Source organism: uncultured Paraglaciecola sp. (genome assembly GCF_963977085.1).
Lineage (GTDB): Bacteria > Pseudomonadota > Gammaproteobacteria > Enterobacterales > Alteromonadaceae > Paraglaciecola.
Window position 1 is genome coordinate 21,935 of the sequence record NZ_CAXBNC010000019.1, and the last position, 14,243, is coordinate 36,177.

General features: G+C 41.1%; 8 protein-coding genes. All 8 read left to right on the plus strand.

What is annotated here, in order from left to right; genetic code table 11:
- Window positions 1-33 precede the first annotated feature (33 nt).
- The 8 genes from AAC000_RS18170 (at window position 34) to AAC000_RS18205 (ending at window position 14,075) form a co-directional block, all read left to right on the plus strand.
- Entirely contained in the window at window positions 34-1,155 is a 1,122-nt protein-coding gene (locus tag AAC000_RS18170; RefSeq protein WP_339724705.1) for an efflux RND transporter periplasmic adaptor subunit, read from the plus strand.
- A complete protein-coding gene (locus tag AAC000_RS18175; RefSeq protein ID WP_339724707.1) occupies window positions 1,155-4,286 on the plus strand; it encodes an efflux RND transporter permease subunit in 3,132 nt (1,043 codons plus the stop codon). Before AAC000_RS18170 ends, AAC000_RS18175 begins: the two co-directional genes overlap by 1 nt.
- A 213-nt stretch (window positions 4,287-4,499) precedes the next feature.
- Window positions 4,500-7,238: a M14 metallopeptidase family protein gene (locus tag AAC000_RS18180; RefSeq protein WP_339724708.1), complete on the plus strand. Its 2,739-nt coding sequence runs from the start codon at window positions 4,500-4,502 to the stop codon at window positions 7,236-7,238.
- A 128-nt stretch (window positions 7,239-7,366) separates the two neighbouring features.
- Complete coding sequence (locus tag AAC000_RS18185) at window positions 7,367-9,133, plus strand: aminotransferase class III-fold pyridoxal phosphate-dependent enzyme (protein WP_339724709.1); 1,767 nt, start codon at window positions 7,367-7,369, stop codon at window positions 9,131-9,133.
- A 2-nt stretch (window positions 9,134-9,135) separates the two neighbouring features.
- Window positions 9,136-11,844 carry a glycosyltransferase gene (locus tag AAC000_RS18190; protein WP_339724710.1) on the plus strand — a complete coding sequence of 903 codons (2,709 nt, stop codon included), beginning with the start codon at window positions 9,136-9,138 and terminating at the stop codon, window positions 11,842-11,844.
- Window positions 11,845-11,858: 14 nt separating this feature from the next.
- Complete coding sequence (gene asd, locus AAC000_RS18195; protein WP_339724711.1) at window positions 11,859-12,725, plus strand: archaetidylserine decarboxylase; 867 nt, start codon at window positions 11,859-11,861, stop codon at window positions 12,723-12,725.
- Window positions 12,726-12,780: 55 nt separating this feature from the next.
- A complete protein-coding gene (locus AAC000_RS18200) occupies window positions 12,781-13,413 on the plus strand; it encodes a hypothetical protein (protein WP_339724713.1) in 633 nt (210 codons plus the stop codon).
- 98 nt (window positions 13,414-13,511) lie between these two features.
- A complete protein-coding gene (locus AAC000_RS18205) occupies window positions 13,512-14,075 on the plus strand; it encodes a hypothetical protein (RefSeq protein ID WP_339724715.1) in 564 nt (187 codons plus the stop codon).
- Window positions 14,076-14,243: the final 168 nt, after the last annotated feature.

Below are 14,243 nucleotides of genomic sequence, written 5' to 3' on the forward strand. Positions count from 1 at the left end.
GATTATGACCAAGCTCATTATTGCGGAAAAATCATGGCGTTTACACTCAATAAACTTAGGCAGCAACCAGCATGGATTGCGCTGATTATTTTTATTGCCCTTTGTTTGTGGGTAGCTTCAGGTATGCTGAAAGCACAAAACGACAATGAATCTGCAACACCCAAAAGCACCGAAATACCATTAGTGAAAGTCACGGTAGAACATATTATCGCTGATCAGGTGACACGTGAAATCAGCTTGTACGGAAGAACCGAACCAGATCGCATTGCCACGTTGCGCTCCGAAGTAAAAGGTTTAGTGACAGCAGTGCATGTGCAAGAAGGTGAGCGTGTCAGTCAAGGCCAAAAAATCATCAGCCTCGAAAAAGGCGATTACGAAAGTCGTTTACAGTCTGCCCAAGCCACCTTAAAACAACGGCAAGTAGAACTTAAGGGGGCAGAATCTTTAGGTAAACAAGGTTATCAATCACAAACGGCCTTAGCCCAAGCTTCTGCCAATTTGGAGATGGCTAAAGCAGATGTGGTGTCCTTCCAATTAGCTGTCTCTAGAACACAAATAGTGGCACCTTTTGATGGCATTATAAATGAGCGTTTTATTGAAGTAGGCGATTATCTTAAAGAGGGCGACCAAGTAGCGAAATTAGTGGATTTAGATCCCTTGGTGATCACGGCGAATGTTACGGAGGCCAATGTAAAAGGACTTAAAACTCAGCAACATGCAACTGGACGTACGGTGTCTGGGGATGTGTTACAAGGCAAAATTCGTTATATATCGAGTATTTCTGAACTGGGTACCAATACTTTTAAAATTGAAGTAGAAGTACCCAATGCTGATTATTCCCAAATGGCTGGCATGAGCACCGAATTAGCCTTACCTCTAGAAACCACTTGGGCCATGCGTATCTCCCCAGCAGTGATGGCGTTAGACGAACAGGGCAATTTAGGTGTGAAAATTGTTGTAAACGAACACGTGAAGTTTGTGCCTATTGATATTGTAAAAAGTGATAGTCAAGGCGTGTGGTTAACTGGCATGGGCCAAAGTGCAGACATTATTACCCTTGGCCATGGTTTTGTGCGCGAAGGGGATAAAGTAGAAGTTGCACGCATTGATGAAGCTGCCAACACCCCAAATAGTCTTTCTTCAAAGGCTAACTAATGAATAATTTAATTTATGGTGCCTTAAGCCATAGCCGTACAGTGCTAATGATATTTGTATTGTTACTGGTTTCGGGGGTGGTGACTTATTCGAATATCCCTAAAGAATCGAATCCAGACGTACCTATCCCCTTTATTTATGTGTCTATAGTGCACGACGGTATTTCTCCAGAAGACGCTGAGCGAATGCTGGTTAAACCCATGGAGCGTGAGTTGCGTTCTATTGATGGGGTAAAAGAAATGCGCGCTACTGCCGGTGAAGGTTTTGCCAGCATCACCTTAGAATTTATTGCGGGCCTTGATTCTGTTGCAGCCCTTGCTGATGTGCGAGATAAAGTCACTGTTGCTAGAGCAAAATTACCTTCAGAAACTGAAGAACCTACTATTCATGAAGTGACTATGGCAGGGCAACAAGCTGCTGTGACTGTGGTGTTATCTGGACCTGTGTCAGAAAGGGCATTAGTCACTGTGGCTCGCGAGCTAAAGAATCAACTTGAAGGCATCAGTGAAGTGCTTGAAGTGGAAATTGGCGGCGATCGTGAGGACATTGTTGAAATTGTAGTGGATCCTCTGTTGATGGAGTCTTATGGACTCGATCAAACAGACATTCTCAATTTGTTATCCCGTAATAACCGATTGGTGCCAGCCGGCACTATGGACAATGGCAAGGGCAGTTTTGCGGTCAAAGTGCCTTCTGTGTTTGAGTCAGTGAAAGATGTGATGGAGCAGCCTGTTAAGGTACAAGGAGACAGTGTGATTACCTTTCAGGATGTCGCACAAGTTAGGCGCTCTTATAAAGATCCTAGTAGTTTTGCCCGTTTAAACGGCCAGTCATCTGTGTCACTTGAAGTGAAAAAGCGCCCAGGTGAAAATATGTTACAGACTGTCGCTAACGTGAAGGCATTAGTGACAGCAGCCCAAGAATCAAGCATTTGGCCTGCTAGCATCAATGTCAGTTACACAGGCGATCAAACCATTGACGTCAATATGATGTTAAACGATCTACAGAATAACGTATCCAGTGCGGTTATTTTGGTGGCCATTGTGATTGTGGCTATATTAGGGCTTCGCACTGCATTTTTAGTTGGCGTGTCTATCCCGGGATCTTTTTTGACGGGTATTTTGATTATTTCTTTATTTGGTTACACCTTAAATACAGTGGTGCTTTTTTCACTCATTATGGCAGTGGGTATGTTGGTAGATGGAGCCATAGTGGTGACTGAATATGCCGATCGCTGTATGAGTGAAGGCATGGATAAAAAGCTGGCCTATAGCAAAGCCGCACAACGAATGGCTTGGCCTATTATTGCTTCTACTGCTACTACTTTGGCTGCTTTTGCTCCTTTGATGTTCTGGCCCGGCATGATGGGCGAATTTATGAAGTATTTACCTTTTACCTTGATTGCGGTGCTGTCGGCGTCATTGTTGATGGCGTTAATTTTTGTGCCTGTGTTAGGCGGGGTATTTGGAAAACCTAGGTATGTTTCAGAGTTCGACAAACAGCAATTACTTGAAGCGGAAAATGGCGATATTAAAAATTTGCAGGGTTTTACTGGTAAATACATTCGCGTGCTCGCCAGTGCTATTCAGCATCCTTGGAAAATATTATTAACTGCCATAGTGGTGGCCTTTTTATCTTTTACCGCTTATGGCATATCGGGTTTAGGTACCCAGTTTTTCCCCAATGTTGATGTGCGTGGGATCAATATCACAGTGCGCAGTGCGGGAGATCTGTCGATTTATGAAAAAGACCAAGTCGTGCGTAAAGTGGAAAATCGATTGCTGGATATGCCTGCCATTGAAACTTTATACGTACGTACCGGTGGGCAAGACCAAATAGGGTATTTGCGACTGAATTTAGTTGACTGGCATCTACGCCCCCATTCTGATGAGGTACTCAAAGAAGTCCAGAGTCGCCTCAAGGGAATGGCAGGAATGGATATTGAAATATCCCCAGATCAAGGTGGTCCTCAGTCAGGTAAAGATTTACAGATCCAATTGTCCTCACGCTTCCCTGAATTGTTAGATGAGGCTGCACACAAAATACGTACTGCGTTAGATAATAACGATAAGTTTACGTCTATCAGCGACACCGCCTCTAAACCTGGCATTGAATGGCAACTTAAGGTGAATCGTGCCGATGCCGCACGTTTTGGCGCAGATGCCACTCTGGTTGGTAGCACAGTACAATTTTTAACTAATGGGCTAAAAATTGGCGAGTACCGCCCTGATGATGTGGATGATGAGTTAGATATTCGGGTGCGTTATCCAGTTGAATCGAGGTTTATTGGCAAACTCGATGAACTTAGAATGAAAACGGCTGGTGGCATGGTACCCATTTCCAATTTTGTAGAGCGTACCGCCAAACCTAAAACAGATCTTATCAGACATATCGATAGTCAAAGAGTGATATCTGTTGAAGCGAATATGGTGCCCGGTGAGTTGTTAAGTATTGAACTGCCTAAATTACAGGAGCAGTTACCCAGTTTAGGTTTAGATCCTCGAGTAAATCTGACTGTCAAAGGGCAAAATGAAGAACAAGATGAATCGACCCAGTTCTTAGAGAAAGCATTTTTAATTGCTCTGTTTGTGATGGCGATTATTTTGGTGACTCAGTTCAATAGCTTCTATCAGGCCTTTCTCATTTTAAGTGCAGTGTTATTTTCTACAGTAGGCGTGTTTCTGGGGTTACTTATTTTCCAGAAACCCTTCGGCATAGTGATGTCAGGCATAGGGGTGATTGCTTTGGCGGGCATAGTGGTCAATAACAACATTGTGCTTATTGATACCTACAATATTTTACGTAAAGAAGGTGTACCTGCGATGGAAGCGATTTTACGTACCGGAGCTCAGAGATTACGCCCAGTATTGATGACTACAGTGACCACTATTTTAGGCTTATTGCCTATGGTGGCAGAGATCAATATCGACTTTATTGGCCGAAATGTCGATATTGGCGGCCCGTCAACTGAGTGGTGGTCGCAACTTGCTACCGCTGTGGCTGGTGGTTTGGCTTTTGCAACTGTTCTGACATTAGTACTCACACCTTGTATGTTGGCGCTAAAGGCAAGGCGTGATGAGCGAAAAGCTGAATCACTTGTTGCTGTTAAGGCCACTCCCGTGAGTGACTAATTAATACTCATCCGGACTTATAAGTCATTAAACGTATGTAAGTAATTACTATTGCATGCTGTAATTATTCAGTAAAATTTACTTAATCCCTTGGGATTTATTATGGATAACTTCAAATATAAATAACAATATGCCTTAATGTATTCGAAGTGATACTTGTTATTGGCTTGTGATGAGCCTCAATTCAGCCAGATGCTATTTTAGGAATTTACTTTGATCCCACTTTTTAATTTACTTGTGCCTGCTAACGTTATCAAAAACAGCTCGTCTGTTTTTGGCAGATTATTTTTGGCTAGCTGTATTTCTTGGTTGTCGCTAAGCAGTGTTAGTGCAAATGAAGAATATGACATGTGGCCCAATACCCAATACAACACTAACATTCCTACGCATTCTCAAGTTCTGGGCTACAAAGTGGGTGAGCGGATAACCAACTATGCAGATATGTTACGTTTTTTTGAAGCCTTAGAAACCGCCGCCCCCGAGCGTATCAAGCTGTTTGAATACGGCAAAACCTGGGAAGGTAGAAAACTGATTTATGTCGCCATTGGTGCGCCAGAGTTAATTAACGACCTTGATGGGTTTGCAAAAAACATGCAAAAGTTATCAGATCCCAGAGTGACTAATAAGCAGCAAGCAATGGCGCTTAAAACTACTCTACCTAGCTCTGTATGGCTAGAATACGGTGTACACGGCAATGAAATCAGTAGCACTGATGCCGCGATGATGACGGCTTATCATTTACTAGCGGCCCCGAATGAAGCCACTAACAAAAAGATCCTCAAAAACACTATAGTGTTTATTGACCCTTTACAAAACCCTGACGGTAGAACGCGATTTACCCAACGTTATTATGCGACGGTTGGCCTTCAGCACAGCGGTGACCGCATCAGTTCTGAGCAAAATGAACCTTGGCCCAGAGGGCGCACTAACCACTATTTATTTGATATGAATAGAGATTGGTTGGCAATTACTCAACCGGAGACAGCAGGAAGAGTAAAGATACTTAATCACTACCGACCCTTAGTGGTTGTTGATCTACATGAGATGGGAGGAGATGCGAGTTATTTCTTCGCCCCTTCTGCGCAGCCTTATAATCCTCATATGACCCAAAACCAAATAGACAATATTGGTTTGATTGGTCGTAATCATGGCAAACATTTCGACAGTTTTGGTTTTGATTATTATACCCGTGAAGTGTTCGACGCCTTTTACCCTGGTTATGGTGATAGCTGGCCTATCTATTATGGCGCGTCTGCTTCGACCTACGAAGTAGGTTCATCACGAGGAATGGTTTTTAAGAAAAACAACGGTGAACGTTTAACTTACAAAGATACGGTACATAAACATTTTGTTGCCTCTATTTCCACAGCCGAAGGTGTGGCTGATAACCATGACAAATTGTTGAAAGATTTTTATCAATATCAACTCGATGCTATTGCAAGTGGCAAGGCAGACAAAAAAGAACGAGTGTATATTATGCCAACTCAGCAGGACAGAGCTGGAGCCCATAAACTCGCCACTTTAATGGCTCGTCATGGCGTAGAAGTCAATCAGGCAACAGAATCATTTAAAGCCTGCGGTAAAGATTATGCTGCGGGCACATACTGGATAGATACAGCGCAACCAAGAGGTAAATTTGTGAAAACGACTTTCACTAAACAAGTGAATATGGATGACAAATTTATTAATGAACAAGAACGTCGAAGAGCACGTTTGTTGAGAGACGAAATATATGATGTAACAGCTTGGTCATTACCCCTAATGTTTAACATTGAAACCGATGCTTGCAACAAAGTCATTAAGGCCAACAGTGTCAGTATCGAAGAAAGTCACAAGTTGCAGGGAGAGGTTTTGAATCCCCAAGCTTCAGTTGCTTTCCTGGTTGAGTGGGGAGATATGGCCTCAGTAAGGTTTTTAACCGCAGCATTGCAACAAGGTTTGGTTGTAAAAAGTGCAGATAAAGCTTTTGTATTGGAAGACAAACGGGCCTTTGCTGCAGGTAGCTTAATTATTGAGAGGCGTGTAAATAAAGCTGATTATGCAGATTTAGTCACAAAACTTGCAGAACAAACCGGTGCATTAGTGGTGGGAGTAGACAGCAGTTGGGTAATAGATGGTCCCAGTTTTGGCAGTGGCAATACAGTGACCATGAGTGCCCCCAACATTGCTATGGCATGGGATGAACCAGTTAACTCACAAAGTGCTGGAAATACGCGCTTTGTGATTGAAAGGCAGTTAAATTATCCGGTGACAGCTATTCGAACCAATATGTTGTCTAGGGCGAATTTGGCTAATTATCAGGTGCTAATTTTGGCTTCTGGTAATTATCAAAAAGACTTGGGTGAATCTGCAATTAATAACTTAAGAAGCTGGATCGGTAATGGTGGGGTTTTAGTGACTTTTGGTAAAGCCACACAGTTTGTTGCCTCCAGTGACGTGGCGTTATTAGATGTGAAGCGAGAGTTTGCTTATGAAGAAAAAACAGAAAAACCCTCAGCAGATAAAAACAAGACAAGGACAAAAGGTCAGTTGTTTACTGAGAAACAAAATTTACTCGATGCTAGTGAAGTGCTAGATAAAAACCCTGATTATGTAGCAGGTATCTTGGCAAATGTAGAAGTTGATCAAGAACACTGGTTGACAGCAGGGGTCAATAAAAATGTGGTGGCCTTAGTAACTGGCAATGACATTTATGCACCCATCACCCTTAACTCAGGTAAAAACTTAGCATGGTTTAGTGGTCCTGAAAAAGTCTTGGCAAGTGGCTACTTGTGGGAAGAAAACAAGAAACAACTGGCGTTTAAACCTTTCCTTCTTCATCAGCCCCTTGGAAAAGGTATGCTTGTGAGTTTTACTCAAGAGCCTACTACCCGTGCGTATTTAGATGGACTAAATGTACTGTTAACTAACAGTATTTTTAGGGCTGCCGCCCATGCCAAACCTTTACGATAGACAGCAAATCATAAAAAAAACTGTTAAATGACCGCTTAAGTAGTTGTCATCAAACGGTCTCAAAACTGAAATAATTTATTCAAACTGCAATGTTAGCTTAAGCCAAACCTGTTGGCTTAAGCAAAACTATGCAAATCAGTTACATCATTTATTTTGTTATAATTTTACTCGGGTGTTACTTAGTTTCACGGCTATTAACTCGACTGCAACTTTCCCGAGCTAAACATCCTTCTCTTCGCGGTCATAGTAAATGGTCTAGGCGTATTGCCGCCAAGATCCCATTTTTCTCCTACAGTGACTCTGAGTATTTTAATACTGATGGTGCGCCAACTAAAGTTGCTCTGCTCAGACGAGCCGCTATGCAAAAGTTACAGGATAACTTAGCCAAACAATCTGCTGACACCTTAGCTTATTGTGAGTCGATTGAACGTAGCATTTCAGATGTACGTTTTACTAGTCACTACCGTATTCCTTTCCCTTATCGAAATCTATTAAGTAAAACCCTCAAACTTGGATCTATTGCTGATGAATCCAAAGGTAATCAAATAAAAGACTTAGATGGTAACTGGCGATACGACTTGTCGGGTTCCTATGGCGTGAATGTGTTTGGTTATGACTTTTATAAAAAGTGTATGCATCAAGGCGCGGAAAAAACCAAATTGTTGGGACCTGTGTTAGGCGCTTATCATCCCGTTATTGCTGAAAATGTTGCTCAAATTAAGAAAGTATCTGGATTAGACGAAGTGTCGTTTCATATGTCCGGCACCGAAGCTGTGATGCAAGCAGTACGACTTGCTCGATATCACACCGGAAAAACCCACCTTGTTCGATTGTGTGGTGCTTATCACGGCTGGTGGGACGGTGTGCAGCCAGGCATAGGCAATAATCGCAAAACCCACGATGTGTATACCTTAGCTGACTTAAGTGAACATACATTAGATGTGCTCAAAACACGCAAAGATATTGCCTGTATTTTGATTAATCCTCTGCAAGCCTTCCATCCTAATGCCGATTCGGCATCCGATGTGTCGCTGATTGCCAGTGACCGACATACTCATTTTGATAAAACTGCCTATAGCCAGTGGTTAGGTAAGATCAGGGATATCTGTACTCAGAAAAATATCGTGTTGATATTTGATGAAGTGTTTACTGGTTTTAGGTTGAGTTATCGCGGTGCGCAGGGCTTCTTTGGCATTCAGGCCGATATGGTGACTTACGGCAAAACATTGGGTGGTGGGTATCCTGTGGGGGTGTTGGTAGGTACTCACTCTCTAATGAAGCGTTTTAAAGACGCTAAACCAGTAGACGTCTCTTTTGCTCGAGGCACCTTTAATTCCCATCCAAGTGTGATGGGCGCTATGCACGAATTTCTTAGGCTGATTCAATTGCCTGATATTCAGGCGTTGTACCAAACATCTGAAGCACTATGGAATGAACGAGTAGCACGCTTGAATCAGCGCTTAATAGCCGAACAAGTACCTCTTAAAATTACCAATATGCATTCCATTTTGTCAGTGATTTATACCCAACCAAGTCGTTATAACTGGATGTTGCAGTTTTACTTACGAGACGCTGGCCTAGAGTTGAGCTGGACAGGTACGGGGCGATTTATCATGAGTCTGAGTTATACCGATGCTGAATTTGAAAAGGTCATTGAGTGTATTGTCACTGCCGCAAAACAGATGTTGCAGGATGGCTGGTGGTGGTCAAGTGATGGGTTAACTAATAAAGCAATAAAGCGGCAATTTTTAGGGGATATGCTGACTGCCAGATTTCCACTGTTACGTCCCTTTTTACCTGCGCCATTGCGAAAACTTAAAAGTCAGAATAATCCAGAGTTATCCAAATCCGAATTAGTCGTGCAGCCAAACAACAACACAAGTCAGGTAGGTTAGATATGTTGATTAAAAAAGATAAAGAACTGCAGCAAAGTTTTAGGCCGTCTTTAAATGTTGAATTTGATGTCTTTTTACAACAACAAAGTCAAAGGTTTGCCCCTGAAAATTGTCTTAAAATTGATTTTCATTGCCATGATTATAATAGTGATGTGCCCGATGAGTTATGGGGGCGTATTCTCAGGTTGCCAGAAACATGGTTAAAAACCAAAAAGTTAGTCAAGTTACTCAAGGCTAACGGCAGTCAAGTCATCACCATAACCAATCATAATAACGCCCGTTCTTGTTGGGAGCTCAAGGACAAAGGAGTCGATGTATTAGTAGCGGCTGAATTTACTTGTTTCTTCCCCGAATATGATTTGTTTATTCATGTCTTAACTTACGGATTTAGCCAAGAGCAAGAAGAGATACTGAATCGTAAACGACAAAACGTGTATGACTTTTTACGTTTTGCCGCGGCTGAAGACTTGCCTGTTATTATGCCGCATCCTTTATACTTTTATACTCGTAACGAAAAAATTGACTTAAGTCTGTTTGAAAAACTTGCCGTCATTTTTGCACGTTTTGAGGTATTAAATGGGCAAAGAGATCTGTGGCAAAGTGTGCTGACCTTAAATTGGGTGCAAAGCCTCAGTCCAGAAAAAATTCTCAGTTATGCCAAAAAACATAATTTGAACCCTGCAGATTTTGGGGTGGATCCCTACAAAGCTAAAGTATTAACCGGAGGATCTGATGATCATACGGGGATTTTTGCGGGGCAGTGTGGTTCGTATTTATATGTGGAAAATTTAGCACAGCGTCTTGAAACCACTCCGGCTTCTGAACTTGCATTAGAAGCCATAAAAAACGGTGATATCGCACCTTTTGGGCAGGTGGGTGAAAATCAAAAACTAAACATTGCCTTGCTTGACTACTTTTCTCAAGTCGCCACCAAAATCAAAGATCCTGGCTTGTTTAGAATAATGCTTCACCGTGGCTCAACTTGGGATAAAATCGGCTGTTTTGTCGTCAGTAACTTATTGTTAGAAATGCAAAAGCATAAAAAAACCATGAAGTTTTTTTCTTTTGTGCATGATTCCTTGCAAGGCAAAAAGCCGAGTAAATTACTTAAGTGGCAAGTCTCTAAAGATTATAAATTTTGTATTAATCAGCTCGAAAAAATCGCTGACAGCAAAAAAGACGGACCTGAAGTGTTCACCGAAACCGTTAACCTTGCCATCAGAGATCTTTTTACACATTTGAATAAACTGATTGCACAAAGGGTTGAGTGTGCAATAAAAAGCAGTAACGGTATTCGTTTAGATAGCTTTTCAACTGAAGAGATTACTCGTAAGTTTGAAGTGCCTAGTCAACTTACCGCATTGTTTTTGGGCGATGGTAAACGCCAAGAAAACATGAGTAATATTCGCGTTGAGAAGTTACTCGACAACTTGTCTTTCCCCATCTTAATCAGTTTGATATTAGCGGGTTCTACCTTAGCTTCGACCCGAGTCTTGTATCAAAATCGTCAATTGCTCAATCAATTTGCACAACATTTAGGGAAAAATCAACACGCCAACCGCGCCCTGTATCTGACTGATACGTTATTCGACAAAAACGGTGTGTCTAGCTCCTTATCTGGAAAACTAAAAGAAATTCAACGAGCAGATCTACCTGTGGATTTTTTGATTTGTCATGAAGACGCAGAGTCTGCTCCACATTTACATGTAGTACGCCCAATCACTGAATTTGAAGTACATCGTTATGGTGAACAAAAAATTCGCATTCCAGACTTGATGGAAATCGCCAACATATTTTATGACGGTGGCTACGACAGGATCATTTGTTCAACTGAAGGACCAATGGCAGTGGTTTCTTTGTTTATTCAGCAAATGTTCAATGTACCCAGTTACTTTTTTATGCACACGGATTGGGTTGATTTTATTAAACATACTACCGATTTAAATCAACACGAACGTGACAGAGTTAGGCGTTTAATGCGTGCCTTATATAATAGATATGACGGTGTTTTTGTACTTAATACTGAGCACAAAGACTGGTTAACAGGCTTTGAAATGCAGCTTCAAGAAGATCAAGTGTTTGTCACAGCCCATCACACACAACCAAGGGATTTAGGAGTACAAAAAATCAGTAAAGCTAGCATTATTCCTGGGGCAAATGAGGATACACCAGTGCTATTTATTGCTTGTAGAATAAGTAAAGAGAAGGGGATCCTAGAGCTACCTGAAATTGTTAAACGTGCTAGAAAATATGTGCCTAATCTAGAAATTGTGGTGGCGGGTTCAGGCCCTGCAGAGTCACTACTTAAACAAGCTTTACCAGACGCTATCTATCTTGGCTGGCAAGATAAAAAACAACTCGCCGCTTTATATCTAGGCTTAGATTTGTTTGTTTTCCCGTCGCGCTTCGATACTTTTGGGAATGTAATTTTAGAGGCGTTTGTGCACGGTATGCCTACTGTTGCTTACAATTGTAAAGGCCCTAAAGACATTATCCAAAATAATAAAAATGGCTATTTAGTTGAAGATATTACAGCGATGAGCGACAAAATTGTTGAGTACTTTTCAAGTGCAAACATTCAAGAGAATATGCAACAAAAGGCTTTGCAGCGGGCCGCTGAATATCAAGCTGAACCTATCATGCAACAATTTTTACATGATATGGGGTTGGAATTACCCGTTATGTATAACAATCAAAGAACGGTGGCCTAAACGTGGTGAGCGGCGTGCAAACTTTATCTAAACGCGAACAGCTTAATTTTTTGTTAACCAATCGCATTCCACGAAGAGGGTTAACGCTGTTCATGGGCTGGTATAGCCAAATTCAAAGCCCGTTATTAACTAAATTTTCTATCTGGCTGTGGTCGTTATTTGCAGAAGATTTAAGACTTCAAGATGCTAAGAAACAAAAATTTACTAGCTTAGGAGAATGTTTTACTCGAGAGCTAAAGGACGGCCTAAGACCCATAGCAATGCATCCAGAACGAGTCGTTAGCCCTTGTGATGCCATAGTAGGCGAATTTGGCGATATTCAAGGAACTAAGGTTTTTCAAGCTAAAGGCTTTCCATATGACATCAGTGAGTTAATACCTAATATTCATTTAAACCATAAATACCGTGATGGTAAATACGTCACTCTGCGGCTGAAATCCAGTATGTACCACAGGTTTCATGCACCTATAGCATGTTCGGTCAGCAAGGTGACTTATATTTCGGGGGACACTTGGAACGTTAATCCTGTTGCCCTTAAACGAGTGCAAAAACTGTTTTGTAAAAACGAAAGAGCGGTAATCGAATTAAAAACTAATCACCCAACCAGCAGCATTACCTTAGTGCCCGTTGCCGCCATATTGGTGGCAAGTATGAAGTTTAATTTTTTACCACAAACCTTAAATTTGAAATACCAAGGTCCCAATGACATCCCTTGTGATGCGCAGTTTAATAAAGGCGAGGAAATGGGCTATTTCCAACACGGTTCCACCATTATTTTATTTGCCACGAGCAATTATCAGTTTTGTGAAGGCATTCAAAAAGGAGTGGCTATAAAGATGGGGCAACCCTTACTTACCGGTCATTTAACCAATTTTCCATAACACTAAAGCGGCATCACGCCGTTGATTTTACATTGACTAACTAATAGGTATAAACATGACTTTTTTTGAAGAATTACAAAAACAACGTTGGGATGATCACCGCTATTATCACCATAATAGAATTAACCAGTTTTTACATTTACTCAGCGCCAGCTGTTTTATAGTGAGTTACATGCTTGTCTTTTATTATCCGGCGTTAGCCGCTTTAGTGGGTTGGTTGTTGGCTATGGTTTTACGCCAAACGGGGCATTTCTTTTTTGAGCCTAAGACTTATGACGAAGTGAACAAGACCACCCATGATTATAAAGAAAGCGTTAAAGTAGGATACAACCTACAGCGCAAAGTAGTGTTGTTATCCATTTGGGCATTGGTGCCCATAGTGTTATTTTTTGAACCCACCTTCTTTGGCATATTCACTGCGGCTACTGACTTTATGGCGTTTATCAATAACATGGCGATCATTTGGTTGGTGGTTGGCTTAGGCGCAATAGTGTTTAGAACCGTACATTTATTTAAACTGATGGGCGTACAATCTGGTTTAGTTTGGTTTAGCAAAATTGCCACCGACCCTTTCCATGATATTAAGATCTACCATAAATCTCCTTATCATATTTTGAAAGGTGACATGTATGACAACATGGATGATTGGTATGAAGATGCGTCCTTCGAAAACAAAGCGAAAGTTTAATTTATTCGCAAAATAGTTAAAAATAGTGAATAGCAACCCAAACTTTTTTAGTTGTATAGTCGACTTAGATGTTGATTACACAACTAAAAGGTTTATTCATGAAACATTCCACTAAAATTCTAGTTTCTTCACTCATATCCTTAATCGTTTGTCAGGTTGTTGTGGCAAAGTCAGATAACCAATCAAGGGATGACTATTCGGTAGTTGCATTTAAAAATTGTGAAATGGTAAGCCACCAAGCAATGACAGAAAAAGGAATTGCAGCTTATCTTGCCTTACAGAAAGAAGAGCAAAAAATGCAGGGGTTAGAAATACCTATCCAAGGCATTGAACAAGAAATGCAGGAGTATACCGACTCAATTGAAAAACTTACAAAATTAGCCATTCAGGAATCCGATGAATCACTGCATATCGATAAAAAGTTGATGCAAAAACAAAAGGTAGTGGTTAAAGAATTTGACAAGTTTATGCAAAAACACCAGCAAGATTTTGATGCAATAGGTGCCCAAGGAATTATCATTGGACAGCATGCTGAGGTATTTGAAAACAGCATTAAAGAGAATTTAGAAGGTATCGATTATGACCAAATTCAAGTGTTAGCCTCAGATAAAGCACTCACTATGTCTAACTGTAAAAATTCAATTGAGGTGATTGTTATATAACTCTGACATTGGGACTGGGTAGTAAAAAGACATGGTGATTTTCAGGTCTTTCACTGATTTTTACCCATCATAATTTGATATAATAAACCTTTAGCTAAATAGACAAATTAGTTTGCCTTAAAGGGCAGTTCACTTTACTGTTTATGGCGTGACTAATTGTCTTAATGT